Origin of the sequence: Thalassotalea insulae (assembly GCF_030161395.1) — a bacterium.
In the GTDB taxonomy this organism is placed as follows: domain Bacteria; phylum Pseudomonadota; class Gammaproteobacteria; order Enterobacterales; family Alteromonadaceae; genus Thalassotalea_E; species Thalassotalea_E insulae.
Genome location: NZ_BSST01000001.1, coordinates 275,756 through 302,057, shown reverse-complemented (window position 1 = coordinate 302,057; position 26,302 = coordinate 275,756). Strand labels below are relative to the sequence as shown.

The following is a 26,302-nucleotide window of genomic DNA, read 5'->3' as shown; positions in this document are numbered from 1 at the left end:
ATTCTCCTTAATTTTTATAGTTATTCATTACTTGGTTAAATGCTATTCTGATCTCTGAATCAGTCGCGCCCTTGGCTTTGACCAAAGTAATGACCTCAGTTAACTGTTCCGTTAACCAAAGGTTTAAATCAAAATCACAATGCTGTTTCGCCTCTGGGTGAACAAAAGTGCCCCGATAGCCTTTTGCTTGAATAATCGAATCTCTTTCCAGCAGACGATAAGCTTTTGCCACTGTTTTACTGTTAATTTCCAAATCATTTGCCAGTTGCCTGATAGATGGCAAAGGATCTCCCGGTGCTAACTGCTCCTCTAACACTGCTTGTTTGATCTGCTCTACTAACTGAGTAAACAGCGGCATCGGATCGTCAATATCAATTGTTACTTCCATAAATATAGTTGCTCCATATGTGCCCTGTGTAATAATGGTACATGTGGTTAATTGGATTTTCAACAACAAATGTAAAAGACATTGGGCCATTTATTCAATTAGTGGTATAAGTGACTTAAATAACAGGCTTTATTTAGGAGATGTTTTGGCAGGTTCGAGTTTATTAGCGCTAATTGATGATATTGCCACTGTGCTGGATGATGTTGCCATTTTGTCTAAAGTGGCGGCGAAGAAAACGGCGGGAGTGCTGGGTGATGATTTGGCGCTGAATGCCGAGCAGGTGGCTGGTGTAAAAGCTGAGCGTGAGTTACCTGTTGTATGGGCCGTGGCGAAAGGCTCATTGCTAAATAAAGTCATTTTAGTGCCAGCAGCGTTATTACTGAGTGCCGTTTATCTGCCTTTGATCACGGTATTAATGATCATTGGTGGCTTATTTTTGTGTTTTGAAGGCGCGGAAAAAATCGCAGAGAAGTTTATTCATCATGACAATAGCCAGGCACATCAACAAAAGCTTCGGCTGTTAGCAGATCCTAATGTCGATTTGGTCGCGCTGGAACGGCAAAAAATCAAAGGAGCGATCCGTACGGATTTTATTCTTTCTGCTGAAATTGTGGTGATAGTGCTTGGTTCTGTGAAATCAGCAGCCTTTGAAACCCAGGTCATGGTGCTCTCTAGTTTGGCTATCGCCTTTACTGTTGGCGTTTATGGCTTTGTTGCTGCCATTGTTAAATTAGACGATCTTGGACTTTATCTGTTGCGTCAATCTGTTTCGGGTCGTTTTAATGCTTTGCAACGAGCAAGTGGCCGAACGTTATTAATTTCTGCACCAGCATTAATGAAGCTGTTAGCCGTTGTCGGTACCGTCGCCATGTTTTTAGTCGGTGGTGGACTATTAGTTCATAACTTTAGCTGGTTGCATCATATGGCCGAAGTAGCGGTGCAATCTAGTCATAGTTTAATTGGTAGCTTTGCCCAAATTGCCGTGCCGATATTATTTGATGCTTTAGTAGGTATCATTGCTGGCGTTTTAGTATTACTGTTGTTGAATGTTATTAAGCGCATTAAAGCTCAGTAAGCTTGATGATGGCCTTTTGGCAGGCATTGAGTACGCTATCACTTAAATTTGTATCATTTAATGCGTTAGCTAACGCTAGACCACCGATCATTAATATCGATGTTTGCAATGCGGTTTGTTCGTCTTGCGTGAATTGGTTGGTATTGTCAATAAACCCTTTGAATATCTGAGTGTAAGTTGTTTTAACTTGGGGGTCTTGTTGATTGATATCAGCCGCTAAGAAAGCTAACGGACATAAGTGTTGTATCTGCTGATCTCTATGAGCCTTACTTAAGTAATTTTGCATGACGGTTGTTAAACACTGTGGTGACAAGCTGGTATTCTGTTCTTTTGCTAACATTGCTGCCTTTACCAGCGCTTGTGCATGCAAATCACTTTTTGAATCAAAATGGGCATAAAAAGCGCCTCGGGTCAGTTGAGCTTTTGTCATAACTTGATTAATGGAAACATTTTCAAAGCCATAGCGAGTAAACAGTTCAGCAGCGCTGGTTAGTATGCGATCTTTTGTTTGTGTTTTGTGTTGCTTATGCCATGCCATAATAGGTTCCTTAAGGCTTGTTAACTGTAAATAGTATTATTTCATAAATTCAAAATATGTTCTTGAACATATTTTGAATTAACTTAATGTTAGCAGTGACATTGTTATTAACAAAAAGGAAAAATGATGAATACAATTGGTGTTAATCAAGCAAAAGTACAAATTTATGGGCCGGGTTTTTCTAGTTTTGTCAGAACGCTGTTGTTGCTTTGTGAGGAGCATCAGATTGACTATAGTCTTGGATTTGAGCTGGATGATCAAGCGATAGAATTTAAAAGCGAACAATACTTAGCCTTACATCCTTATGGAAAGTTACCGATATTAAAACACAATGAGCTGGTTTTAGCTGAAACGGCAAGCATAGGTCGCTATTTACTGTCGACTTTCGTTCCTGACTATCCACAACGTTACTCAATTGTGCAGCAAGCCAAAATTGATAGCTTTTGCGCGATTGCCAGTATTTACCTCGATAAGGCAATTATACGAGATTATGTGTTGGAGTTTGCCTTTCCTAAAGGGGAAAGTGGCGAAGTGCGTTTAGATGTGGTTAAAGCCGCCCAACCTCAGGTGCTATATGCATTAAAAGTTATTGAAAATGAGCTCATTAACGGAGAATGTTTAAATAGTGATTTCTTTGGTTTGGCTGATGCGCTACTTGCCCCTATGTTGCATTATTTATCTGGTTTACCAGAGGGCTTTAGCTTGTTAGATAAGGTGCCTGAGGTGGAAAAATATTTTCAACAGTTAATGATTCGTGCGAGTTGTCAAAAGGTGTTAACCATTAAGTCGTGATCTCTGGCTACCTATTCTAGGACTTTGGTGTTATTTTTATTAGTAAGACTTTTATCAATACACCAAAGTTTTCTAAGGAATAGTGAAAAATGAGTAAAACTGCAAGAGAATATGCTGAGAGCGCGCAGCAATTATGTGTACTTCCTGACGTTTATGTCAGACTCAAAGAATTACTTGATAATGATACGGCTAGCTTAGAAGATATCGCTAAGTTAGTTTCCCTAGAACCTGCATTAGCCTCTAATTTATTAAAAATAGCTAACAGTGCCTTGTTTAACTTTCCTAGAAAAATAGATTCGATTGATAAAGCGTTAATGATCTTAGGGCTTAGGGAAGTGGAAAACCTGATCAATACCTATGGCGTAACCGCAGCATTTTCAGGATTAGATCCGCATATTGCTGACATGGATAGATTTTGGGAGATCAGTGTTGATTGCGCGTTATTGACTAAGTTTTTGGCAAAAAAAGCGGGGTTCGGCCAGAACGAAGGGCTATTTTTATCTGGTTTGTTACATAACATTGGTGAATTAGCAATAGTGCATAGTGAACCGAAAAAAGTGAAGTTCTGTGAAGGCTATAATACAGAGGAAACACCGTGGGAAAGACAAATATCCGCGTTTGGTTTTACTTTTTCTGAATGCAGTGCCGAGCTGCTGGCGTTGTGGAATATCCCTGATTCTATTATTGATCCGATCCGTCAATACCCTAATGCCTATACTGAAGAATTAGATCCGAAAGCCTCGTTATTATTTATAACTACCCGGTTAGCTTTAATTAACTCGCATCCGGGGATGTATTCTAAAAAGACTTTTTTAGGGCAACATTTGTTAGAAGATTTATCGCTTAGTTCGGATGATATTGAACAGGCGTTGGAGTTTTGTAACGTCGAAGGTATGGCGATAATGTCAGCGCTCAACGTAATTTAACGTTGAGCTTAGCTCAATACGTTTTTAAGTGCTTGACATTAAATTGTCACATTAACGTAAAAAAAGGGTCATTTAAACGCTTTAAATTTTCAGCTAGTGCTAATTGATGGAGAACGACAATGGCTAGCAAAGAAATATTTGACCAATACTTTCAGGATGACACAGAGTACCTTGAGCAAAAAAGTATGACTAAGAGTAAAACTCGTAAACGTAAGTGGCGGGAAATCGAATCGATTAAAGAGCAGCGCCGATTACGCAGAGAGCTTGCTCAGTACGATTTATATTCTTATTAAGTCTTTGATAAACAAGCTATATCACTATTTTGCCTAATGCTCTGCATGATACGCAAAATAGTGTATTGACTTTGAAGGTACTAATTGCCGATTAAGCCGTTAATATGGGCAACCGAACAACGTCCAAGTGCGCCCAGGGCGTATCCCCCTTCGAGTACTGAGACAATACGGCCTTGCGCATATTTATCGGCAATGATTTTAATTTCATCGGTTATCCAGCGATAATCGTCTTCTGTTAAGCTCACCTGGGACATTTCGTCTTCGATATGAGCATCGAATCCTGCGGAGATAAAAATCATTTGAGGCTGAAACTGATGCAACTGCGGGAGCCATTTTTCTGCGATTATCTGGCGATACTCAGCGCCTTTAGTCGTTGCCGCTAACGGAGTATTAATGATTGGTGGCTGATCACTTTCCTGCACATCAAACGGGTAAAACGGGTACTGATACGATGAGCAAAACAAGGTACCGTTTTTATCTTTAATAATATTTTCGGTGCCATTGCCATGGTGAACATCAAAATCGATAATAGCAACCCGAGTTAGGCCATAGTGCTTTTTAGCATATTCCGATGCGATGGCGATATTATTAAAAATACAAAAGCCCATGGCTTTATCGCGTTCTGCGTGATGACCGGGAGGACGGGTTAAGCAATAAGCCGCGGATAACTCTTCTGACATCACTTTATCAACCGCATCTTTCGCTGCACCAGCGGAATAAAGCGCTGCGCTTAAGCTTTTACTGTTCATTGCAGTATCACTGTCTAACTGAAACAGACCATCGTTTGGGGCATTATCAAAAATATATTGAATATAGTCTTCACTATGGGCTAACGATAAGTACTTTCGCTCTAATGGCGTGGCGTCGATTTGTCTGACAACATATTCCAGACCGCTACGGATTAACTGGTCTTGTATAGCATCTAGTCGAGCAGGGGATTCCGGGTGAAATTCGCCCATGTTATGTTCACTACAGCGATAATGACTGATCACACCTACGGTCATGTTTTATCCTTGATTGTTTATTGCTTTGTTAATGTCAGGCTTAACGAGACTTCGTCAAAGTCGTCAGAGTAACCGCGAATAAAGCCTGCATTTTCAAAAACTTTTAACATCGGGGCATTATCACGCCTGACACAGGCAATGAGTTTGCTTAAATTGCGTTTACGGGCAATTTTGATTATCTGTAATAACAGTGTGGTTGCCATGCCTTTACTGCGCTGTGTTTCCCTGATGACAAATGCAACTTCCGCACAATTGGTTGCTTCAATAAAATAATAGCGGCCGACCGCCTGTATTACTTCGCCTAAATGATCGCGTTGAGTGAAACATAAGGCAAGATCTTTATGTTGATTAACACTGACTAAATTACAGGACTTTTCCCGGGTCATTTGAGTCGCGTGATGGTTGTAGCGCATGATCAACGTTTCTTTCGTATGGGAGTAAAAGAATTCTTGTAATTTGCGTTCATCAGCTGGGCCAAGAGGACGTAAAATAAAGGGGTCGCCTTTAAAGGTGTATGTTTTTAGCTCAATCGTGCCAAGTTCAGGCACTGAGGTTGGGGTATTATCCTGATACTCAGGCACCCAGTAATTTTTTCGCACATCTGTTAATAATTGTTCGCGAAATTTAGGGTGGGCGATGCGGATCAGCTCTAACGCACGTTCGCGAATACTTTTTCCTATCAGGTTAGCAACACCGTACTCAGTGACCACATAGGCAACATGACCACGAGAAGTCACGACGCCACCCCCTTCAGTAATATGAGCAACAATTCGAGAAATCTTGCCGTCTTTGGTGGTTGATGGCAAGGCAATTACAGGTTTACCACCTTTGCTCAGCCAGGCACCACGAATAAAATCAACCTGGCCGCCGATACCGCTATAAAATTGATAACCGATAGAATCTGACACTACTTGCCCGGTTAAGTCGACCTCTATCGCGCTGTTGATTGATACCATGTTATCGTTTTTCGCAATATTTACCGGTGAGTTAATATGCTCTGAGGGATAAAATTCAACATGTTGATTTTTATCAACAAAATCATAGAGTCTTTGAGTGCCAATGCAAAAAGAAACCACAGTTTTACCTTTATGAAAGGTTTTACGACGGTTATTGATCACTCCACTGTGCATTAAATCGATAATGCCGTCAGAGATCATTTCACTGTGAATACCAAGATCTTTATGGTGAGCGAGATACCGCAATACTGCTGCCGGAATCTTACCTATACCGATTTGAATGGTGGCTCCATCTTCGACCAACAGGGCAGCGTATTGACCAATGCGCTCGGAAACTGGATCTAGCTCAGGCTCTGGAATTTCTGGTAAAGCTTGGCTTTGTTTAAGCCAAGCGTGGATTTGATTGACATGGACAAAGCTATGGCCATTTGTACTTGGCATGTTAGGGTTAATTTGAGCGATGACATATTTAGCAGATTTAACTGCCGAGGCGACAACATCAACACTGACTCCTAGAGAACAATAACCGTATTTATCTGGAGGACTGACCATGATCAGCGCAGCATCGAGTGGCAAAATATTTTCTCTAAACAGTGTTGGAATTTCAGAGATAAAACATGGTGTATAGTCTGCTCTCCCTGCCGCAACGGCTTCTCGCACGTTTTTGCCACCGATAAATAAGGAGTTAACCTTAAATAATTCTTTATGGCGCGGCTCTGCCCAAACATTATCGGAAAACGTTAAGATATGGACAGTCTCAATATCGTGTAATTGGCTGCTGTTGTCGATTAAATCCTGTATCAAGGCATTAGGGACTGCAGCATTTGAACCGATAAAAATACGATTTCCAGATTTTAAATAATCGTTCCAGTGAACGGGGGTACCATCTCTATCTGTGAGTGACATAATTAAAATATTCTTAGCGGTAAGCTCAATAACAGGGAGTTAATATCATAAGTGAAATAGTAGCAGTAATACTTTGATATAGCACAACTTTGATTATTGATATTACATTAGAAAGTCAAAGGTGGCATAAGCTAAAACTGAATAGCTTATGCTAATAGAGCTTGTTGAATATTGCGCATATATTTGCAGTAAAAGCTAAGGTTAACAGATCCTAACTATTGTCCAGTCTAAAACCGATTTTTAGTGTTACTTGAAAATGACCAACTTTGCCGTCAACAATATGGCCACGAGTTTCGATGACTTCAAACCAGTCCATATTACGCACGCTTTTATTACATTCTGCCAATGCATTGTGAATGGCATCTTCGATACTATTTTTCGACGAACCTACCATTTCTATTTTTTTATAAGTGTGATGATCTGACATCTTTGTATTCCTTATGTTTTCTTTTGTTCTTTCACTATAGAACAAATAAAATCAAACAGTAGTTTTAAACAGGTGCTAGACTTTCGTCAGCTCGCGCTTTATGCTGAGTTCAACTAACTTGAACCAAAAGGTTTAGTAATTCATATATTTTTAGGTGGCTTCGATGTTTGCAGCAATTACCGGTTGGGGAAAATGTTTACCTCCAGCGATATTATCCAATGATGATTTAGCGACATTTTTAGAGACAAATGATGAGTGGATCTCCACTCGTACCGGAATGAAAGAGCGGCGTATTTCCCATGTTAATGTGAGTGAATTAGCGTATGTTGCCTGTGAGCGTGCGTTAGCTGCTGCAGGAAAAACCGCGCAAGATGTTGATCTGATTGTTTTTGGCAGCACCACTTTTGATGAACTATGTCCGAATGCCGCTTCTAATGTGCAGCGGCTATTGGGGGCAGATAATGCTGCCTGTATGGACGTTAACACGGCTTGTACCAGTGGCATGTACAGTTTAACGACAGCGACGGCGATGATTAAAAGTGGTGTGGTGAAATCTGCCTTAGTGATAGGAGCCGAAGTGATCTCGCCGATTATGGATTGGCAAAATCGCGATGTCGCTGTGTTATTTGGTGATGGCGCAGCAGCGTTATATCTAGAGGCATCATCAGAGCCAGCAGGCGTATTGGCGGAATCTTTAGGTTGTTTTGGTGAGTCACGTGAAATTCTGGCGGTTCAAGGCTGGGGCATGAAGTATGCGAATCAGCAGCGGGTGTTAGGTCAGGCGAGCTGGGCATTTTTAGGTCAGGAAATTTTTAAAAAAGCGGTTGCGGGTATGGCTCAAGGTAGCTTGAAAACCTTGGATAAACTGAATTTTTCAGCGCAAGACATCGACCTGATTGTACCGCATCAGGCTAATTTACGTATTATTGATTCATTGGCGAAAAAGCTAAATTTGCCCAAGGAAAAGGTATTTATCAATATTGAAAAATACGGCAATATGTCGGCGGCAACGGCATTGGTCGCATTTGTTGAAGCAATTGAACAGGGACGGGTCAGTGCTCATAACCATATTTTATTACCAGCTTTTGGTGGCGGATTAACCTGGAGTGCTCACTTAGTGAAATTTGGTGATAGAACGCAAGCAATTGCTCAAGCGAATGTCGAACTGCCTGAATGCAATAAAACCGGGTTAATGCTGGTTAATGACATTATTGCTTGTAAGAAGCGAGCCTAAGCTAAGTCATGTAAAAATAGAGTAGGGCTAGGATCACTAGTCCTTATCAGAAGCAAGCCATTTCTGACTGACAATATTAAATTTTTAGCTGCCAATATGGTGGGGCTTTAAGTTGAAAACTGAATTATTATCAAACTTCAGAGATGCAACTTGGTGTTAAGTACGACAACGGATACGGTGAATGAACCCTGATTATACCAAATATACTCTGGCAGAGTTGTATGAAGTTAAACGTAACATTGATAAAGAGTGTTATCCAGAACGATACGATTTACTAATAAATGAAATAAGAAAGCGAGAAAAAAATCCTAACAAGGAGCCTGAGCCTCAAAAGCTTAATAAAAAAGATAATGCTTACATTAAAATATTTTTAATGTTTCTTTGTATTCCTTTTTTTTCATGGCAATTAATTAATGCATATAAATATGGCTTAATTCATTTTAAAAATGATGATGTATATTATCTGAAAACAGAACCTGTCGGTTTTTATGTTGTTGTTTCTATTCATTTTATTTGTCTCTTTATTGCTTTGCGTACTGTGTTTAAAGGCTTGAGGGCTAAGTCGTTGGGATAGCATTTTTGATGACTTTGCTTAGATTGGCCGAACGATTCGTTATACCCGCGTTGGCAATGAATCTCCTAGACAAGTGAAAAGACAATTTAGTGCCGAAGAGTATTCAGAGCATTTAAACCTATTTCTTAATAAGATGCAGATAAATAAACCTGTCGTTATCGTTTCAATTCTTATGGGGCGTTCATTACGCGTATGTTCTCTGCAATATATCCTGAATGTGTAGCAGGAATTTTATTGATTGAACCAAATACTGAAACAGATAACGATATTATGCGAAGTATCGACTTGGAAGTTCTAAGAAATATATGTCAACACCGCACATATTTTTTACTGACGAAGGTCGGGCTAAAAAAGCCCAATGGTATAGAAATTGGGTCAATGCTTTTCCGTAGGGTAAATTAGTTATTACGACTAAAAGTGGTCACTCCATCGACAATACTGAACCTGAACTAGTGTTAAATGAGTTTAACGCTTTAAAGAAAAAGATTGTCAGATTTAAACCTGACGGAGCTCGTTAAGGTTAATTAGTGGCGGCGACAGTGAATTTATTCGGATTAACAACCAGTATGGTGTAACCATTTGAGTGGGTTTTTCCCCAAGTAGAGCTTCGATTAAATTGATAGATTTTTTTTACATTGACTAACCTGTCATCAATCAGTTTAAAGTTGTTTTGATTTGATTGAGAAAGCTCCATGGTAAAAAAGATATAAGCGCTGCCGCTGCCCTGAAATTCTAATTTAGTTTCCAATGGAATGCCGTTGCTGTTGATGATCACCTGATAACTACCGGTAAATTCATCAACATATTCATGGATATCTTTGTTTTCAATAATGGCTTCTAGCGGCAGTTGAAAATTGAGTTGCCTTAGCTGTTGCTGCTGATAATTGATGGTTTCTTCGTTAATGAATGTCGCTTTATTGATAAAACGCAGTAAACTTGGTGCCGCGGATAACATACGTTTCATTTCCGCTACGCCAACGTTATCAACCGCGTTGAGGGTTGGGGTGTTCGCTTCTTCGTCTAGTTCTTTTTGTTTAGATTCATCTTCCAGCTTAGTGATGACGGCATCGTTAAATGTTAGCTGAAGACCATGATGGTCATCTGTTAAATCTACCTGAATAAGGCCGGTGTTCGTCTTTAGCTTTTTCGGTTTGCCGCGTTTTTGGGTAAATGACGACTCGACAGTCGCTGAAATAGGGCTGTTGCCTTGTAATGACCCTAAGGCTGCTTTTAAATCACTTAAGCCATCCGCCAATAATTGAAAGCTGGTGAACATTAAGATGGAAGTTGTTGTTAATAAAAGCTTAATCGCACTTGTCACTTTGGTCTCTTTACTCGCTGAAAATCTAACCCTTCTTTATTGTGCAAATCCATGGGCACTGAGTCAAAAATTATTCGTTAAAAAATATGTCGTTTATAGTTGTTTATATAAGATGAATAGTTAGTGAATTGGTTCCGTAAAGTTAGTTACTTGTTTAATTTTCATGGTGACAGGATAAAAATTCACAAAACGTTCACATGGGTATTATTTGACCTTTTTTCAATTTTACTGGTATGGTTGAAGAAAATAATAATAAATCAATATGAGGAGCGCCAATGTCTCAAGCAGTCACGAGTGCAACAAAAGATGATATCAGAGCCGCTTATTTAACGGCGGAAGATTTAAAGTTAGCGGTGTCGTTATTGTATCAGGCATATCATGATGATCCGGTGTTTTTAGAGATTTTTAACGGGGATAAAAGTGACTATGAACAGCGTTTACGCTCTGCGATACGAGAGGAACTTAATGCGTTTTGGCAAGCGAAACAACCTATGGTCGGGTTATATTTAAAGGAGACTATGGTTGGTGTCGCGTGTTTAAACAGTCGCCAAGGAGGTGTGACCGCTGATAGGTTTTGGCATTGGCGTTTGAAAATGCTATTGGGAGCCGGTTATTTCAGCACTAAACAGATGATAGAAAAAGAAGAAAAAGTATTGTCTGAAGTCCCGATGAAAAAGTTTCATATGTTATCTTTTATCGCGATTCATCCATTGCATCAGCATCACGGTTTTGGTCATTACTTAATGGCGGCAGTGAACACTTTGTTAGATGAGTATCAAGATAGCGAAGGGGTTGCTGTTTATGCGACAACGGATAAATATAAAGAATTTTTTAAAGATGTCGATTATCAATTTATTAAGGAAGTTGCCGTTGGCAATGTTTCCGGTTCGTTGATGATACATTATCGAGCCAAGTAACTCACGGCATAGTAAATAGTTGTGATAAAACAGCCGCAGATACCTGCGGCTGTTTTTCGTTTAACGCTTGATTTTAAGCTTATTAACGCATAGCATGCCGCTGATTAATATTTTATATCAAGATGAGAAATATGCCCCGAATTTGCTTGTATCTGTTATTGACAATAGTGATTGTATTGCAATCATTTACTGTTGTTTCAGTTGCTAAGCAAAGCCATCAAATTGATGCTCAGCATATGCAAACCGAGCACTCTCACCAACTTGATAAGCTGATGGCACAAGCGTCTTCAGACCGCATTCATGATGTTCAAGATTGCCATCATTGTGGTCACTGTCATGGCGCCCATATTCAATGGGTGTTGAGTAAATCCGATGTGGTTTCAGCTAACGGGTTGGCAAGTAACAGTTTTCTTTATCGTTCGGTGAGTAATAAAGAATTTATTGAAGAGTTAATTCGCCCTCCAATTGCTTAATTTTATCATATTTGCACATTTAACCGCGCGTTATGCGTTAGTAAGAAATTTATGATGAAATTAAGAGTATTTTATGAAAACTATATTTCCAGGTGTCGCCATTTGGCGCGCACTTATTGCCGTATTTTTTATTGTTTTTGGTAGTGATGCCAGTGGCTTTGATAACAGCCACTTGGTTAATGACAACACCATTGACCATCAAGTTAGTATTCAGCTCAGCAAAACACAGCAGCAGCTGGCAAATATTAAAGTAGCCAAAGTAAAACCTGCGCTTTTTCCCTATGTTGTCTATGCACCCGGAGAGATCAAAGTTAATGGTTATGCCAGCTATCTTGTTTCCCCTCGAACTGAGTCGGTTGTGGTTCGTCGCCATGCTATTTTAGGTGATCATGTTGTTAATGGTCAGGCGTTAGTCACCTTGTTTAGTGCATCAATCGCCGAGGCTCAGGCCGATTATCGGATAGCATTAAGTGAGTGGCAACGGGTGAGCAGGCTGGCTAAAGAAGCGATCAGCGAAAAAGTGTTCGTGAACGCTGAGATAGCCTTTAACGCGGCCTATGGCCGTTTACTTGCCCTAGGATTAACAAAGCAAGCGGTTAATGAACTTGCAACCAGTGAACAGCTGGGGCAATACACCTTAGTCGCGCAAAGTGATGGTGTCATTTTAGCCGATGATTTTATTGACGGGCAAAGAGTTGATGCCGGTGAAGCTATCATGGTCGTTGCTAATGAACAAACCTTATGGGTTGAAGCAAATTTACCTGCGAATACTCGAGACAATTTTCCTGTTGGTACGTTAGCCGAGATAGCGTTTGCACAGCAAAAATACCAGGCAAAAGTGATTCAACAAACGCATACTATCGATGCTGTTACCCGTACCCGCCGTATACGACTCGCTGTTGAAAATATTGATGATCAGCTGCATGCCGGTATGTTTGTTGATGTTAATTTTCAGCTTGCCAGCGACATGCCTATTGTCGCATTGCCAGAGAATAGCTTTGTTAGAGATCAACATGGTGACTGGTCAGTGTTTATCGCGCTTGGTGAAGAACAATTTAGCATGCAGGAAGTTTCGTTAGGGCGAGAATTAAATGGCTATCGTCAAGTATTGAATTTTCCCGAGCATAGTCGGGTAGTGATTGAAGGCGCTTTTTTTATTGCCGCGCAAATCGCAAAAGCCGGGTTTGATACCCACAATCACTAACAAGGGAAATGCTGATGTTTAATTCGTTAATTCACTGGTCGGTGAATAACCGGCTATTAGTTGCACTTGCCCTGATGTTAGCGATGGCGAGCGCAATTTTTACAATACCTAAATTGAAATTAGATGCTGTTCCAGATGTTACTAACGTGCAGGTGGTTGTTAATACCGAGGCTCCCGGCTTAGCTGCACTTGAAGTGGAGCAGCTGATCTCTTACCCGATAGAAGCGGTAATGTATGCGCTACCTGATGTTGAACAAGTACGTTCAATTTCCAAAACCGGCCTTTCAAGCGTGACTATAGTTTTTAAAGAAAGTACGGATATTTATTTTGCTCGTCAGCTGGTATTTGAACGATTACAGTCGGCGAAGGAGTTAATTCCTGCTGGCGTAGGTCTTCCCGAAATAGGCCCTAATACTTCCGGCTTAGGGCAGATTTATCAGTATTTGCTGATTGCCGATAGTGCCAGTGGCTATGATGCGATGGCATTGCGCAGTTTAAATGACTGGCTAGTGAAATTGTTATTGATGCCAATAGATGGCGTGACCGATGTACTGTCATTTGGTGGTAGCGTTAAACAGTACCAGGTACAGCTTGATCCGAAAAAATTGCTGGGCTATCAGTTAAACCAGCAACAAGTGATGGCGGCCTTGGCTGATAATAATCGCAATGCCGGAGGCTGGTATTTACAGCGTGGTCAGGAACAATTAGTAATAAGAGGAACCGGTTGGTTTTCCACAGCTGAGCTTGGCTTACAGGAAATTGCTCAGGTACCGATAAAAACACATTTGGGATCCGTGGTAACTATTGCTGATATTGCACAAGTTAATATCGGGCAAGAGATCCGACAAGGTGCCACTACTATGACGCGTCGCACTCAAAGCGGTGAAATAGAAGCTTTAGGTGAAGTAGTATCTGGGATTGTACTTAAACGCGTTGGTGCTAATACCAAAGCAACGATTGATGGCATAAAAGGGCGTATCTCGTTAATCAATCAGGCGCTGCCGCCAGGAGTGCGCTTTGAAACCTTTTATGATCAAGCGGACTTGATCGTTCAGGCCGTTGATACTGTCGTTAATGCGTTAATTATTGCCTTTATTGTTATTGCCGTGGTGCTAACACTGTTTTTAGCGAATCTAACCGCGACATTGCTGGTGATCGTTTCTATACCTGTTTCTATCGCAATGGCGTTGATGCTAATGTCATGGATGAATATTTCGGCAAACTTAATGTCGCTAGGAGGCTTGGCGGTTGCTATCGGGATGCTGGTGGATGGCTCGGTCGTGATGGTTGAAAATATCGTTAATCGCTTGCAGCAGACAAAGTTGTCTGCAGAGCTGGGCGCTCAGTCGAAACACAATTTGCATTTAGCTGATATTGTCAAAGCAGCCGGACAAGAAGTAGCACGGCCGATATTTTTTGCTTCTCTGATCATTTTAGTGGTGTTTATGCCGCTTTTTACTTTTGAAGGGGTTGAAGCTAAATTATTTCAGCCGATGGCGATAAGTATTATTTTGGCTGTGATCACTGCGGTAATCGTTGCGCTTGTTATTGTGCCAGCGCTTGCCTGTTTACTACTACCCAGGAAAATGACGGTGCAGCGTAATACGTTATTAATTCACTTGGAAAGTTATTATCGCCGAGCACTGCAAGTTGCGATTAAGCATACCCGATTCATGATAACCGGGGTTGTGTGTTTACTTGCTGTTGCATTATTTTTGTTGACCAGAATTGGTAGTGAATTTGTACCTGAATTAGAAGAAGGGACAATTAACCTGCGAGTGACGTTAGCCCCTTCGTCGAGTTTGGATACGGCATTGTCGGTGGCGCCGGTGCTGGAACAAAAACTACTTGCTTTTCCTGAGGTTAGTTACGCCATTAGTCGAATAGGGCGTGCAGAAATTGGCGGTGATCCTGAGCCGGTCAATAACATTGAAATTCTTATTGGCCTCACTCCTCGTGCGACATGGAAAACGGCTGATACTCGAGCTAAATTGCAATCACGTTTTGAACAGTCACTAGCCGAGTTTCCCGGTTTGTTATTTAATTTTTCTCAGCCTATTGCCACCCGGGTTGATGAATTGCTGTCAGGGGTGAAAGCACAATTGGCGATTAAGTTATTTGGTGCAGAATTAGCTGTGTTAGCAGAAAAGGGGCAGGAAATTGCTGAAGTTATTAATCAGGTAGCCGGTGCGACCGATGTTGCATTAGAGCAAATTACTGGTGAAGCCCAGTTGGTGATCACCCCAAAAAGACGTCAGTTATCACGTTATGGACTTTCAGTCGTAGATGTTATGCAATTGATCCAGCAAGGTGTTGGTGGTGCTGTTGCCGGACAGATAGTCAATGGTAATGAGCGTTATGATATCTATGTGCGTTTAGCACCAAAGTTTCGTGAAAGTAAGCAGGCAATATCTGAATTAAGAATCGCCTCTCCCAATGGCGCCTGGGTAAGACTTGCCGATGTTGCCACCATTGAATATCAATCGGGGCCGCCGCAAATAAGAAGAGATGATGTCCAGCGCCGTGTTGTTATTCAAGCTAATGTTCAAGGAAGAGCAATGGGAGAAGTGGTGAGTGACATTCGACAAATTATTGCTGAAAAAGTGACCTTGCCTGCCGGATATTCGGTGATGATTGGCGGACAATTTGAAAGTCAGCAACGAGCGCAACAAAAGCTGATGCTAGTGGTACCATTATCTCTGACATTGATAGCTTTACTACTGTATTTTGCTTTTTCTTCTATTAGTCAAGCGTTGTTAATTCTCATCAATGTACCGTTAGCGATTATCGGTGGTGTGTTTTCACTGTATAGTTTTGAACAGTATTTGTCGGTACCGAGTGCCATTGGCTTTATTACCTTGTTTGGTGTTGCTGTGCTTAACGGGGTGGTGATGGTTGAAAGTATTAACCTGCGTGTCAAACAAGCAAAAGCTCCGGTAAATGCAGTCATTGATGGTGCGGTTTCCAGATTGAGACCGGTATTAATGACGGCGTTAACTTCGGCATTTGGTTTAGTACCTATGTTGCTTTCAGATGGCGTAGGGGCTGAAATTCAAAAGCCGTTAGCTTGTGTGATTGTCGGTGGTTTAGTCACTGCGACATTGCTTACCTTATTTGTTTTACCTGCTTTATACCCAAAGTTTTCTCAAAGGAAAATTGCGCAACTAAGAAATGGATAGCATGCAGAATGCGGGGGTTATGCCAATAGTGGCTGTAATAGAGAGATTGTAAAATCTCTCTATTTTTTCAGCCCTAAACCACCTATTTCAGTAGGTGGTTATCATCAAAAGAGCTTTATCTGAAGGGTAAGTTGATAAAACTATTTGGGTTTATCGGCTGATTGGTTTGTCGAGGTTGCTCCACCACGGCAACCAGAAGGGTTAAACGCCGAGCCCCTCTGGATTCTCGGTAACTGCTCCTGCGTTACTCTACTAACCTGCATCCATGCAGGCCCCCGGCGCTGCTAGCAAAGTGATATTAATTACTTCTAGGTAGATAGAACATCATGATCAGACAAAATAGGGCAATCGCCCAAAAAAAGTATTTGAACAGTTTTTGTTTTACCTTAGCACTTTCCGGATGTTTTTTAGGCATTGCCATGCCACAGTTTTGACAATGGGTATTTTGACTATCATTGGGGGTTTGACAGTATAAACACGGAACGTTATCTGGCGACATTGCTACAACCTATTGATGAGTGAGTTGATAGTATAATTGTGGTAAGCGCACCGGCAATTGGGAGGGCTTATGAATAACGGTATAACCATTGCTACCAAATAGATAGGGCAAATAGTCGGCTGCTTCTTGATCTATGGTTAAACAAAACGGTTTTATCCCTAGCTTGAGCGCTTCGGTTATCGCCTGTTTGGTATCTTCTACACCAAACCTGCCTTCATAATGATCAATATCATTTGGTTTGCCATCGGTTAATATTAACAATAATTTCTGTGTACTTTTTTGCTCCGTTAAAATTTTTGTTGCCTGACGTATTGCAGCGCCCATACGCGTATAAAATCCAGGTCTAATCGCTTGTAATCGCCCTCTGATGTTATCGTCATAACGCTCTGTAAAGTTCTTTAATACGGTAAAGCGAATATTACTGCGTTTCACCGAAGAAAAACCATACATGGCAAAATTATCACCAACGGCATTTAATGCTTCGCCAAACAGCATCATGCTGTCTTTTACTACATCGATAACACGGTTATTATCATCTAAATAGGCATCTGTTGACATTGAAAAGTCGGCCAACAGTAAACTGGAAATATCTCGGTTGTTTCCCCTAAAGCTTTGATATAGCCCTTTCTCTTTGGTCGGTGATATTTGGCTTTCGACATGAAAATCTAACCAAGCTGCTAGGTCTAGTTCTTCCCCCTGAGGTTGCGTCTTTAACCAGTATCGAATACTTTGTAGCTGCTCAAATTGCGCCCGGATCAAGTTAGCCGTTTTTTGCAATTTAAAAGGTAGCTTTTGCGGTGTACTGTCTCGCGGTAGCATGGGAAAAAGTAAACATCTGTCTGCCACCAAACGCTGTATTTTATAATCCCATTCCGGTAATTTAATGCCATCAGCTAATGGAATATCATCTTCGGAAGCAGATGGTAAGTCCAAATCAATCTTTATCCGTGCGCTTTTTTGCTCATGTTGTTTACTTAAGGTAATGTTATCAAGGTCTTCTGCAACCCTTGTATTGTCTTCATCATCATCGCTGTCATCTACGCCTCGATCTAACTTGCTAAATTCGCTCCATGAAAACATGCTTTCCAGACGGAAAATCATCATGCCATCTTTTTCATTCGGGTTATCAACACGCTCTGCTTTTTTACGACTTGCATTACTTTTAGCGACAGAATTGGAGTTTTCGGTTTCTTCGGACTCGTTTTCTTGGTAATCAGGCTCTACTAATGCATCAGTATGTGCGGAGGGATATAACCAAAGGTATACAGCTTGTGGTGCATAATTAACAGTAGGGAAGTCACTAACTGAGCCAGGTTCTTTTATGGCGCAGATGATCGCCTGCTCCATTTGTTGCTCTGCTATAGGGCGTTTACTGCAGTCAGGGCGATGGTTAATAAAGGCCTGTGCCAGTTTTTGGTACCTCGGTTTTAACGCTGGGTATTTGGTTAACACATCAACAACGAGCTGCTGATTATCTATCGCCCAATGGTTAAATTTCCCTTGCTGATGTGCCGCTAATACCGCCAGCCAAATATAGAGATCTCTATTGAGGGATTTATCGGGAAAAACGGCGAGTTTTTCGGGTAATCTTAAGCTTTCATCATCTTGCCATGCTAAGCTTAATTGCTTGTTTTCTCCTGCTATTTTTTGTAGCAGACTTCGCCTGACAATATAATCTCTGGCACTGGCAGCTTCAATTCGTTTTACGCTTTCGCCACCTAACGCACGATATACCACGCCAACGGATTTATTGACCTCAGCAAAACTGACTTCTGCATCAACAAAATTTTCGCTCGCTTTTCGGGTGATATATTTATGCCATAGACCACCAATCCACTCTTCCATATTTGTTCACTATTTCAGGTGTAATTAACTAGAGTGTAATGATATTAGTCAACAGAGTTTGTGACTTAAATCAAAAGAGGTTGTAGCAATTAACTATTTAATGGTTATTTCTCCTTATTATCAGAAATTTTAAGGTTTGGCAGGTTGGTATCTGCTATGACTTTTAATACTATGGCGATCATAAAAAAGAAAAATGCCGAAGCGCCGAAACTTGCCTTCATTACATCATTTTGTTGATCGATAAATACTGTGGCATAGATCAAACAGCTTATTGCCACCAAAGTGCTTATTACAGCGATAATTTTGGCTACTTTTTGTAGCAGGTGTGGCGTCGTTTTTCTGATAGCTTGGGAGTTTGCCATTGGTAAATTATCCTAAATAACCTGAGGTTAAATAAATAAAGGCCGCGCTAATTAATAGCACGGCCAATCATTATAAGTATTTTATCGCTAATAAATATTAAGCTTCAGCTGCTTTTTTATCAACAAAGAAGCTATATAGGTAAGCAATTAAACCAAGTAAGAATACGACACCCGCAGCTTCACGTAACCAGTAGAAAATAGCGAGTTTATCTTGTGTCACCATAAAGCTTAATGCCTCACCTGTTTCAGGTATACGTTGTAACCATACTTGGAGTACACCAGCACCTGTTAGGAATAAGGTGATAAATACCATGGCAACGGTCATTAGCCAGAAGCCCCACATTTCCCATACTTGAGATCGGTTGCTCATTGCTTCACCAATACCGCGGATCTTCGGCATAGCATAAGAAATAATGGTCATTACTATCATCGCATATGCGCCATAGAATGCCATATGACCGTGGGCTGCGGTAATTTGCGTGCCGTGGGTAAAGTAGTTGACCGGAGCCAAGGTGTGTAAGAAGCCCCATACGCCAGCGCCTAAGAACGCCATTACCGCTGTTCCTAATGCCCATAAGGTGGCAGCTTTATTAGGATGCTCACGACGGCGTCTGTTGACCATATTAAATGCGTACAATACCATGGCAAAGAAAGGTAAAGGTTCAAGTGCAGAGAAGACACTACCAATCCACTGCCAGTATTCTGGCGTCATTAACCAATAGAAGTGGTGACCGGTACCTAAAATACCTGTGATCAGCGCCATTGCAATAATGACATATAACCATTTTTCGATAACTTCACGGTCTACACCAGTTATTTTGATTAAGACATAGGCCAAAATCGCACCCATGATCAATTCCCAAACACCTTCTACCCATAAGTGCACGACATACCACCAGAAAAGCTTATCTAGCGCTAAGTTTGAAGGGTTATAGAAAGAGAATAAGAACATAACGGCTAAGCCGACAAGACCAGTTAGCAACACGATATTAATAACGGTTTTACGACCTTTAAGTATTGTCATGCCTAAGTTAAATAAGAAACCTAATGCAACAACTACAATTCCAAGTTTAGTAATTGTCGGCTGTTCTAAGAACTCACGTCCCATCGTTGGCCAGATATGGTTTAACGTATAGTCCGCAAGTTTAGAATAGGGCACTAACAGATAACCAAGAATGGTTAGTACGCCAGCGACGGCAAATATCCAAAATAGCGCAATGGCTAATTTAGGACTATAGAGTTCAGTTTCTGATTCTTCAGGTACTAAATAATAAGCGGCCCCCATAAAGCCAAATAACAGCCAAACAATCAGTAAGTTGGTATGTACCATACGTGCAACATTGAACGGAATAAGACCACCATCAATATCACCAACGACGTATTGTAAGCCCATTAATAAGCCAAACAAAATTTGACCAACGAATAAAATTAAAGCAAAAACAAAATAAGGCTTTGCGACTGCTTGAGATTGATATTTTAGAGTATTCATCGCATTATCCCTCATCGTTTGGCGGCCAGTTATTAGTATCGGTTTCTGCCGTCCACTTCAAAAATTCAGCTAAATCATCAATTTCTTGATCAGTTAGGTGAAAGTTAGGCATTTGACGGCGACCAGGAATATTTAATGGTTGTGCTTTCATCCAGCCATTCATAAATGCTTTGAATGAATCTAAATTTCCACCACCGCGACGTTGATATACATTCGATAATTCAGGAGCAAAATATGCGCCTTCACCAATTAATGTATGACAACCTATGCAGTTATTTTTTTCCCATAACTCCTTACCGCGCTCTACAGCTTCGGTAATATTTTCACGATGATCCCGTTTAGGCATTTCTTTTGTTGTGTGCAAGGTTAAGCCCAAAAATATTAATATGAAGAATATACTTCCTCCATAATAAATATTTCGAGCCATGCCTTTAGTAAAGCTATCAGACATGGTATTTCCCTTAAAAGTAAGTAATAAAACCGAATTAATAATAGGTAGTTGTAAAGGTCAAAGGCTTGATAGAAATCAACTTTTTATCAAAGTAATGAAAGAAAAAATAAAAGCTTATAAAAACATACGCTAGATCAAAATAAAGGCGTTTTTTTTGCCATTGCTCTAGCAATATTAAGCATGCCAATTAAGACAAAAAGAGTGTGTAAGGTAATGAAATAAACCAGCATTACCATAATTGATGAACTGACATTATCCGTTGCAATAATGACAACTAAAGGGAGCAGGATAAGTAATATGAAAGCAGATAAAGAGAGTTGTATTGCTCGGTATAGGTGGAATCTATGCCATCCCTTATCTTGCTTGCGTTGAAAGAACAACCAGAGTAAATAGAGAAAGGATAGGCCAGGCAATAATAATAAATTTGCCAGGTAAAGAGACTGATAGAGTATTGCTGCATTTTTCTTGTGCACTGGAGAAGTTGCCATATTTACTCCTATGTCAGCAAAGTCGTTAATTTAGATCACATACACTAAAAATATAACCAATGGTATGATGATGACATAGCTAAGCAGCAGTCGTCGCCATAACTTAGGCGCTGTTTTTAGCTCCATAAAAATATCGGTTATTTGTTGTCCCTTAACAAATACCATAGCTAATACTAAAAAGATGACTAGACTTTTTTGACCACTGTATGTCCCTAGCAATACTGATAAAACGGTTAGTATCGTTAAAATACCCCATGATATAACGGCTGATTTAGCTGACAACATATACTACTACCTCACGCAGTTCGGGTAATTACTATTAAATAACATAAACAAGCGGAAACAAAATTATCCATACCATATCTACCATATGCCAGTAACAGGCACCAGATTCAAATCCGGAAACATCATGTTGGTAGCTATCAGTTTTAGCTTTTACCGCAATAAACCCTAAAATCACCATACCTAAAATGACATGTAAAAAATGAAAAAATGTGATTAAAAAATAGAGGGTAAAAAAAACATTCGTTTCTATAGTAAAGCCTAGTTCAAATAACGAATGGTATTCCCAGGATTTACATAATAAATAGACACAGGAGCACAGTTGCGCCAATGTCAAAAGCTGAATTGAAAGTTGATTATTTTTTTGATGAATAGCTCGTACAGCAAGGGCAACAAATAAGCTACTAGTGATCAGCGCAATAGTGTTTATCACACCAGCGGTTTTATGTAATTGAGCTTTGCCTTGCTTAAACAGCTCAATATTTAGTTGCTCTGATACAGCAAAGCCAATAAAGAAAATAGCAAAAACAGTGAGCTCAGCTAAAATAAAAAACCACATGGCTAAGTCACCAGGTAGCCTGTTGCTCGCTTCAGTTATCGGACCAGATACTCTACTACTCATCGAAGTAAATTCTTGCGACATCCATAATCGCATTGACGGTATCTGGCTCATCGGATAACGGCTCAGCTAAACAACTTCGACATACGTCTAACGCATTCATACCACTAGACATCATTTTGGCTGCATAAATGAGTAAACGAGTAGAGGCTACTTCATCTAAGTCACTTTGTTCTAGTTTCCTTAGTGCTTGACCTAATTCAACAAGTTTATATGCCAGATGGGCATCAACTCCTGCTTCGTTGATGATAATATCTTGTTCAATTTCCGTTTTTGGATAATCAAACCTTAACGCAACAAATCGTTGTCGTGTACTTGGCTTCATGCCCTTAAGTAAATTTTGGTAGCCTGGGTTATAGGAAACAACCAGCATAAAGTCAGGTGACGCTTCTATTAATTCTCCCGTTCTTTCAAGCGGTAATACTCTTCTATCATCAGCAAGTGGATGCAGTACTACCGTTGTATCTTTACGAGCTTCAACGACTTCATCTAAGTAGCAAATACCACCTTCTCGTACGGCTTTAGTTAACGGACCATCTTGCCAATAGGTGCCATCAGGACCTATCAAGTGACGACCAACTAAATCAGCAGCCGTTAGATCGTCATGACAAGCTACGGTATAAAGAGGTTTGTTCAGTTTTTCCGCCATATGGGCAATAAAACGTGTTTTTCCACAACCCGTTGGTCCTTTAATTAACAAGGGTAAATTATGCTGGTAAGCGTATTCAAACACAGAGACTTCGCGCTCTTGTTCCTTATAAAATAAGGCATTTTTTTCATTTAGCTTGGTATTAAAATTGACTGTGGTCATAACACTAGATTCACCAATAAAATAAGTCGTTTCACGATACGCCTTACAGTGGCTAATAGCAAAATAGAATAGCGGTTAATTGATGGGGATCAATTGTTGTAATTGAGCAATAGGTGCAAAATTTTAATGTTGCTTGAATACATCAATTACTATGGCTTTATCACATTTACCACGCCTGTCATTTTAGGGTGTGGCCCACAGATGTAATCAAACTTTCCTGTTTTTTCAAAGGTATATTGATAATTTTCACCGGGGAAAAAATAGTCGGGTTCTTCATTTACTAATGCTTTAAACCAAACACTATGGTATTGCCTTTTTTCGATGTTTTTCCAAATGACCGTATCACCAGCATTGATGGTTATTTCGCTTGGAATAAACTTTTTTTTATATATCTCTACGATAACATCTTTAGCGTAACTATTGATGCTCACAGAAGTGAATAATACTAGTGTAAAAAACGCTTTCATAAGTGCTTGCCTTAGTTAATTTCTTTTATTGAAATACGATTAGCTTGCTTGACTGTTGTTAAATCTTCAAACTTTGCTGCAGGTCTGTCAACTTCTTCTGATTCTGCCCCTTGTACCCAAGTTAGCAAGCTTCCTTCTGGGTTATTTAACTGTACTTGCTGACATGCAGAAATACATTGCGCGCATTGTGTGCAAGTAAACTTGGCCCGTTTCATATTACGTGTCGGTAAACGCATTGGGCATGCTTGATCACAGGGCTTATCTGCTTGGTTCAGTGCACATTCCCGACAAGCTTTCGCCCTTTTTCGATCAAACTTTACCACCATGGCTTGCTTATTCGCCATCCAAATCAAACTCTGAAACAACCCTAATGCGCAACCGTATTTACAAAACACATGACGGGCAAAAATAAAATCTAAGGTAAAAATTGTTGTAGCGACTGCAATGAAAACACTGGCGCCAAAGCCCAAATTAAAATGCACTAAATCTATTAACAAAGTTTTAGGGTCTAACAGATAACTTAATAGGCCGACTGCCCAGACAAACGCCATGCTAAAGGCGGTAATAAAAACGATAAACTTCGGGACAAATTTTGCAACCGTTTGGCTAGGCTTTTCCCATAAAGTAACGCGGTTTAGCTGTTTTAACATTAACTGATTAATTAGCTCTACTACGGAGAAATGTGGGCACAACCAGCCACAATAGATTCGGCCATATTTCCAAATCAGCCAACCCGTTATCGCGACAAACCCGATTCCAGGTAATAGGACTCGGGTAAATATTCGAATGGCAGCATCAAAGGCATCGCCATCACCTGTTAATATATGCTCAATACTAAGCGTCCAAGGCTGAGCAAAAATAATGAAGTGACCTAATTCAAGGTCAAAACGGAAAATGTCGAGTAGAGGGGCGAATAAAAACAGTAAAAAGAACGCTATTTTCGTTACATTTCGCCATTGTTGTAACTTCATAGGCATAGTCAATCTTAATGTAATAATTCATACTGACAGTATAGTTGAACACTTCTGCCTCTGAGTTAATCTGGATCAATTTGCACAGAGTAATACTAACTCTATTTATCAGTAGCTAAAAATAGCAATGGCTTCAGTCAAGGTGCAATAATTAGTTATGTATATGTAAGGCACTAGTGAAAAAGTGTAAGGTATCATTGTTGTTAGCTCTTACATTCGGTTAACGCTTTATCTCAGCAAGTTGTTCTTCTAAAACTTTTATTTTTGCTTTGGCTTGCTCTAAGTTGTTAGTTAATCGTTCAAATGTTGAAGCTTGGTTATGCTTCATTAACTCTAGTTGTTCTTTGAGTGTTATTCTTTCTTCTTTGGCAGAACTATTAGTTCGTATTTCTAATTCAAGCTGTGATTCAAGTTCTTTAATACGAGCAATTGCTTGACCGGATTTATCGGTTAATCGTTCAATCGTTGCAACTGAATTTGTTTTTATGTGTTCAAGTCGAGTTGCTAATTTGTTGTTTTCACCACTTAAAGCAGCGATCATTCGCTCTGCTTTTTCAAGCGCATTTAAATCACTTTCTACTGTTAAACCAGTTTCTTGCTGAGATAGTTGCTGCTCAAGCGTGATAACTTTGGCATTTGCTTGTTCAAGCGATGCCAGTAATTTAGTCTGAGTTGCCTTATCATTGGCGATGTCATTACTAACATTAACTAAGCGTGATTGTAAGTTGGCAGATTTTGATTGTTCTTCTGCAAGTTGTTGTGCCAGAATTTTATTTTCCTGTTGTATTTCGCTCAGTTGTTCGTTGGTCTCGTCAAATTGTTGTACATTCTGAGAAGAGAAGGTTGCTAATTCGTTTCGATGGCAGGTATTTAATTCACTTATTTCTTGTTGCTGAGCATCGCGTAATGCGTTGAGACTTTCTCGGTATTGATTTTTTGCCGCTGCAATATGTTGTTCTTGTTTTGTTTTTTCTTCAGCTAACTGTTGTTCAAGTTGGCTTATGGTTGTTTGTAGCACGCTTAATTGTTGCTGACTTGCTAGATATTGTTCAGCTTTCGCCTTGAGTAATGTATTCGTTTCGGTTAATTGCGTAACTTGTTCGGTTAGGTTATCTAGTTGCGTTTCATTTTCATTGATAATGCTTTCAATCGCTATTCGGTGTGCTTGTTGTTGGGCAATTAACGATTGCTGATGGTGTTGCTTTAACGAATTAACTTCATCGTTGTAGCCGCTAGTTAGCTGTTGAAATTTCTCCTGAAATTCTTGTGATTGTTGTTTTAGTTGTTGATGAGTTTCGTCTACAAACTTAGATTGACTGTCAAGGTTTGCTTGCAACTCTTGGCTTTTAGCTAAAAGAATTTGTTCAATGTCTTGCTGTTTAGCGAGTAAGGTTTGTTGCTCTCCAGCTTGGCTGGCTTGTTGTTTGGCTATTTCTTCTTGCATTATTTGGCTAATGCTAGGCGGAATTTCAGATTTGCTGTCTGAGTTGTTATCTGAATTTTGTGCAGGAGAGGCTAACGATTGATTCAATTTCCGTTGATGCCACTGGTGAAAATAGGCAGCGACATCAATAGAGTCATTGGGAAACTTTTCTAGTACACTCTCTAAGGTGACAGAGGTACCTGTTTTCAGGGTTTGTTCACAAAATAATTCAACATCCTCATAGGTGAGTGATTTAAGTGGTTGTGCCATAGGGTTACCTCCAAAATACAACCAAAAAACCGAATAGTCGTTGTATCAACACATACTGGTAATTATAACGGGTATTAAGGATAATTTTTTAGCTTTGCCAACATTTGTGATTTTTGGG

28 protein-coding genes are annotated in these 26,302 nt (G+C 40.1%); 10 read left to right on the top strand and 18 right to left on the bottom strand.

The window, feature by feature from the left end:
• Nucleotides 1-7: 7 nt before the first annotated feature.
• On the bottom strand, nucleotides 8-388 hold the full coding sequence (locus QQK06_RS01420) for a GntR family transcriptional regulator (protein ID WP_284242754.1): 381 nt from the start codon (nucleotides 386-388) through the stop codon (nucleotides 8-10).
• 145 nt (nucleotides 389-533) lie between these two features.
• Here QQK06_RS01420 and QQK06_RS01415 point away from each other — a divergent pair, with 145 nt between their 5' ends.
• Complete coding sequence (locus tag QQK06_RS01415; RefSeq protein ID WP_284242753.1) at nucleotides 534-1,463, top strand: DUF808 domain-containing protein; 930 nt, start codon at nucleotides 534-536, stop codon at nucleotides 1,461-1,463.
• Here the strand turns inward: QQK06_RS01415 and QQK06_RS01410 are convergent.
• Nucleotides 1,450-2,001 carry a TetR/AcrR family transcriptional regulator gene (locus tag QQK06_RS01410; protein ID WP_284242752.1) on the bottom strand — a complete coding sequence of 184 codons (552 nt, stop codon included), beginning with the start codon at nucleotides 1,999-2,001 and terminating at the stop codon, nucleotides 1,450-1,452. The two genes, QQK06_RS01415 and QQK06_RS01410, sit on opposite strands and share 14 nt — an antisense overlap.
• Nucleotides 2,002-2,124: 123 nt before the next feature.
• On the opposite strand from QQK06_RS01410, the gene QQK06_RS01405 reads away from it, so the two are divergent.
• The 3 genes from QQK06_RS01405 to QQK06_RS01395 all read left to right on the top strand — a co-directional run bounded on the left by QQK06_RS01405 (nucleotide 2,125) and on the right by QQK06_RS01395 (nucleotide 4,012).
• Nucleotides 2,125-2,793, top strand: a complete 669-nt coding sequence (locus QQK06_RS01405; protein ID WP_284242751.1) for a glutathione S-transferase family protein — start codon at nucleotides 2,125-2,127, stop codon at nucleotides 2,791-2,793.
• Between the two features lie 89 nt (nucleotides 2,794-2,882).
• Nucleotides 2,883-3,719, top strand: coding sequence for an HDOD domain-containing protein (locus QQK06_RS01400; protein ID WP_284242749.1), 837 nt, complete (start codon nucleotides 2,883-2,885; stop codon nucleotides 3,717-3,719).
• A gap of 119 nt (nucleotides 3,720-3,838) precedes the next feature.
• Nucleotides 3,839-4,012: a DUF3545 family protein gene (locus QQK06_RS01395; protein WP_284242748.1), complete on the top strand. Its 174-nt coding sequence runs from the start codon at nucleotides 3,839-3,841 to the stop codon at nucleotides 4,010-4,012.
• Nucleotides 4,013-4,092: 80 nt separating this feature from the next.
• Here QQK06_RS01395 and QQK06_RS01390 read toward each other — a convergent pair whose 3' ends face one another.
• The 3 genes from QQK06_RS01390 to QQK06_RS01380 all read right to left on the bottom strand — a co-directional run bounded on the left by QQK06_RS01390 (nucleotide 4,093) and on the right by QQK06_RS01380 (nucleotide 7,305).
• Nucleotides 4,093-5,016: a histone deacetylase family protein gene (locus QQK06_RS01390; RefSeq protein WP_284242746.1), complete on the bottom strand. Its 924-nt coding sequence runs from the start codon at nucleotides 5,014-5,016 to the stop codon at nucleotides 4,093-4,095.
• A 17-nt stretch (nucleotides 5,017-5,033) separates the two neighbouring features.
• Nucleotides 5,034-6,878: a bifunctional acetyl-CoA hydrolase/transferase family protein/GNAT family N-acetyltransferase gene (locus QQK06_RS01385; RefSeq protein WP_284242744.1), complete on the bottom strand. Its 1,845-nt coding sequence runs from the start codon at nucleotides 6,876-6,878 to the stop codon at nucleotides 5,034-5,036.
• 211 nt (nucleotides 6,879-7,089) lie between these two features.
• On the bottom strand, nucleotides 7,090-7,305 hold the full coding sequence (locus QQK06_RS01380; protein ID WP_284242742.1) for a dodecin: 216 nt from the start codon (nucleotides 7,303-7,305) through the stop codon (nucleotides 7,090-7,092).
• Between the two features lie 163 nt (nucleotides 7,306-7,468).
• Here QQK06_RS01380 and QQK06_RS01375 point away from each other — a divergent pair, with 163 nt between their 5' ends.
• Both QQK06_RS01375 and QQK06_RS01370 read left to right on the top strand, forming a co-directional pair.
• Nucleotides 7,469-8,539, top strand: coding sequence for a ketoacyl-ACP synthase III (locus QQK06_RS01375; protein ID WP_284242740.1), 1,071 nt, complete (start codon nucleotides 7,469-7,471; stop codon nucleotides 8,537-8,539).
• A 181-nt stretch (nucleotides 8,540-8,720) separates the two neighbouring features.
• On the top strand, nucleotides 8,721-9,113 hold the full coding sequence (locus QQK06_RS01370; RefSeq protein ID WP_284242739.1) for a hypothetical protein: 393 nt from the start codon (nucleotides 8,721-8,723) through the stop codon (nucleotides 9,111-9,113).
• A gap of 520 nt (nucleotides 9,114-9,633) precedes the next feature.
• On the opposite strand, the gene QQK06_RS01365 is transcribed toward QQK06_RS01370, so the two are convergent.
• Nucleotides 9,634-10,434: a hypothetical protein gene (locus tag QQK06_RS01365; RefSeq protein WP_284242738.1), complete on the bottom strand. Its 801-nt coding sequence runs from the start codon at nucleotides 10,432-10,434 to the stop codon at nucleotides 9,634-9,636.
• Nucleotides 10,435-10,709: 275 nt separating this feature from the next.
• Here QQK06_RS01365 and QQK06_RS01360 point away from each other — a divergent pair, with 275 nt between their 5' ends.
• The 4 genes from QQK06_RS01360 to QQK06_RS01345 all read left to right on the top strand — a co-directional run bounded on the left by QQK06_RS01360 (nucleotide 10,710) and on the right by QQK06_RS01345 (nucleotide 16,207).
• Nucleotides 10,710-11,351: a GNAT family N-acetyltransferase gene (locus QQK06_RS01360; RefSeq protein ID WP_284242735.1), complete on the top strand. Its 642-nt coding sequence runs from the start codon at nucleotides 10,710-10,712 to the stop codon at nucleotides 11,349-11,351.
• 158 nt (nucleotides 11,352-11,509) lie between these two features.
• A complete protein-coding gene (locus QQK06_RS01355; RefSeq protein ID WP_284242733.1) occupies nucleotides 11,510-11,824 on the top strand; it encodes a DUF2946 domain-containing protein in 315 nt (104 codons plus the stop codon).
• Nucleotides 11,825-11,897: 73 nt separating this feature from the next.
• Nucleotides 11,898-13,028, top strand: coding sequence for an efflux RND transporter periplasmic adaptor subunit (locus QQK06_RS01350; protein WP_284242732.1), 1,131 nt, complete (start codon nucleotides 11,898-11,900; stop codon nucleotides 13,026-13,028).
• A 14-nt stretch (nucleotides 13,029-13,042) separates the two neighbouring features.
• On the top strand, nucleotides 13,043-16,207 hold the full coding sequence (locus QQK06_RS01345; RefSeq protein WP_284242731.1) for an efflux RND transporter permease subunit: 3,165 nt from the start codon (nucleotides 13,043-13,045) through the stop codon (nucleotides 16,205-16,207).
• 298 nt (nucleotides 16,208-16,505) lie between these two features.
• Here QQK06_RS01345 and QQK06_RS01340 read toward each other — a convergent pair whose 3' ends face one another.
• From QQK06_RS01340 to QQK06_RS01285, 12 genes are all read right to left on the bottom strand, one after another.
• Nucleotides 16,506-16,706, bottom strand: a complete 201-nt coding sequence (locus QQK06_RS01340) for a DnrP protein (protein WP_284242730.1) — start codon at nucleotides 16,704-16,706, stop codon at nucleotides 16,506-16,508.
• Between the two features lie 9 nt (nucleotides 16,707-16,715).
• Nucleotides 16,716-18,551 carry a nitric oxide reductase activation protein NorD gene (locus QQK06_RS01335; protein WP_284242728.1) on the bottom strand — a complete coding sequence of 612 codons (1,836 nt, stop codon included), beginning with the start codon at nucleotides 18,549-18,551 and terminating at the stop codon, nucleotides 16,716-16,718.
• A gap of 104 nt (nucleotides 18,552-18,655) precedes the next feature.
• Nucleotides 18,656-18,913 (bottom strand): hypothetical protein, encoded by a 258-nt coding sequence (locus QQK06_RS01330; RefSeq protein ID WP_284242726.1) that lies wholly within the window; start codon nucleotides 18,911-18,913, stop codon nucleotides 18,656-18,658.
• 97 nt (nucleotides 18,914-19,010) lie between these two features.
• Nucleotides 19,011-20,402 (bottom strand): cbb3-type cytochrome c oxidase subunit I, encoded by a 1,392-nt coding sequence (locus QQK06_RS01325; protein ID WP_284242725.1) that lies wholly within the window; start codon nucleotides 20,400-20,402, stop codon nucleotides 19,011-19,013.
• Nucleotides 20,403-20,406: 4 nt separating this feature from the next.
• Complete coding sequence (locus QQK06_RS01320; RefSeq protein WP_284242723.1) at nucleotides 20,407-20,853, bottom strand: c-type cytochrome; 447 nt, start codon at nucleotides 20,851-20,853, stop codon at nucleotides 20,407-20,409.
• A gap of 134 nt (nucleotides 20,854-20,987) precedes the next feature.
• On the bottom strand, nucleotides 20,988-21,341 hold the full coding sequence (locus QQK06_RS01315) for a hypothetical protein (RefSeq protein WP_284242721.1): 354 nt from the start codon (nucleotides 21,339-21,341) through the stop codon (nucleotides 20,988-20,990).
• A gap of 30 nt (nucleotides 21,342-21,371) precedes the next feature.
• The gene (locus QQK06_RS01310; protein WP_284242720.1) at nucleotides 21,372-21,626 is read right to left on the bottom strand and encodes a cytochrome C oxidase subunit IV family protein; all 255 of its coding nucleotides are present in this window, start codon (nucleotides 21,624-21,626) and stop codon (nucleotides 21,372-21,374) included.
• A gap of 34 nt (nucleotides 21,627-21,660) precedes the next feature.
• Nucleotides 21,661-22,245 (bottom strand): cytochrome c oxidase subunit 3 family protein, encoded by a 585-nt coding sequence (locus QQK06_RS01305; RefSeq protein WP_284242719.1) that lies wholly within the window; start codon nucleotides 22,243-22,245, stop codon nucleotides 21,661-21,663.
• Entirely contained in the window at nucleotides 22,238-23,053 is an 816-nt protein-coding gene (locus tag QQK06_RS01300; protein ID WP_284242718.1) for a CbbQ/NirQ/NorQ/GpvN family protein, read from the bottom strand. The genes QQK06_RS01305 and QQK06_RS01300 overlap by 8 nt, the downstream gene beginning before the upstream one ends.
• Before the next feature lie 149 nt (nucleotides 23,054-23,202).
• Nucleotides 23,203-23,520, bottom strand: coding sequence for a cupredoxin domain-containing protein (locus QQK06_RS01295; RefSeq protein WP_284242717.1), 318 nt, complete (start codon nucleotides 23,518-23,520; stop codon nucleotides 23,203-23,205).
• 11 nt (nucleotides 23,521-23,531) lie between these two features.
• Nucleotides 23,532-24,497 (bottom strand): 4Fe-4S binding protein, encoded by a 966-nt coding sequence (locus QQK06_RS01290; protein ID WP_284242716.1) that lies wholly within the window; start codon nucleotides 24,495-24,497, stop codon nucleotides 23,532-23,534.
• A gap of 214 nt (nucleotides 24,498-24,711) precedes the next feature.
• On the bottom strand, nucleotides 24,712-26,184 hold the full coding sequence (locus QQK06_RS01285; protein ID WP_284242715.1) for a hypothetical protein: 1,473 nt from the start codon (nucleotides 26,182-26,184) through the stop codon (nucleotides 24,712-24,714).
• Nucleotides 26,185-26,302: the final 118 nt, after the last annotated feature.